Source organism: Mesorhizobium sp. M1E.F.Ca.ET.063.01.1.1 (assembly GCF_003998155.1).
Classification (GTDB): Bacteria; Pseudomonadota; Alphaproteobacteria; order Rhizobiales; family Rhizobiaceae; genus Mesorhizobium.
The window spans coordinates 1-878 of the sequence record NZ_RZSC01001316.1 but is presented as its reverse complement, the minus strand read 5'-3'; the positions used below and the strand labels follow the sequence as shown (position 1 = coordinate 878).

The window sequence follows — 878 nt, the reverse complement described above, 5'->3', positions numbered from 1 at the left end:
TCGCCGTGGCGCCTTGCTGTGTCTCGGCGACGGTACCGTCAAAGCTCGCCCTGAAATCGTCGGCCGTCAGGTTGAAGCTGGTCGCCAGACCGCCGCCCAGCGAGCCTTTCGCCGAGAGATCCGTGGTCGCCTGTCCGAGCATGCCGAGAGGCAGCGCCGGCAATCCGTAAAGCGCGAGCAACGTGGCAGCGTTCTCGTTGCGGGCATTGAAGGTCAGCGATACCGGCGCATCGAGAAGCCGATCTGTCGTCCCCTTGCCAGAAAGCGAGGCCGAAAAGGCGGAGCCTCCGGCCTTGCCTTGCGCGGAGAGCGCGAGCCCCGTCGTGCCGTCGCCATTGTCGGCGGCACTCGTGACCAGGTCGATACGGGCATCCTGGAACAGTTCGGGATAGGCGGCCGCACGAGCAGCCAGGCCCTTCAGAAGCTGATTGTCCGGATAGTGTCGCGCCGCGACGTCGATCAGCGGCTTCAGATCCACGGCCACGACGGAAGCGTCGAGCTTGCCGGTCGGGCTTTCCGGAAAATCCTTGACGCGCCCGGTGGCGCTGATCGATGCGCCGGCAAGCCCGCCGACCGAGAGCCGGTCGATTTCGAGCAGACCCTGACGGAGCCTCAATGCGGTATCCACCGTGTCGGCAGTCAATCCGCCGGCGCTGACCGGGCCTGCCTTGATCTGGAAATCGAGGTCGCGGTCGGAGAACCGGTTGGCGCCCTTGTCGCTGACGAAGATCGAAGCGAAGGCCGCCAGCCCGTCGACATCGAGATCGCCGCCTTCCAGCCGCATCAGCACCGAGGGCCTCGCATCCTCTGGCTGGGTGGAATCGATGCTGCCCGAGAACTTCGCCTTGCCGAGGATGAGCTCGAGATCGCTGAAGGAC

General features: G+C 65.5%; 1 pseudogene. It reads right to left on the bottom strand.

The features are described 5' to 3' along the window. Window positions 1–878, bottom strand: a pseudogene (locus EOA29_RS38225) (AsmA family protein); the annotation flags it as partial.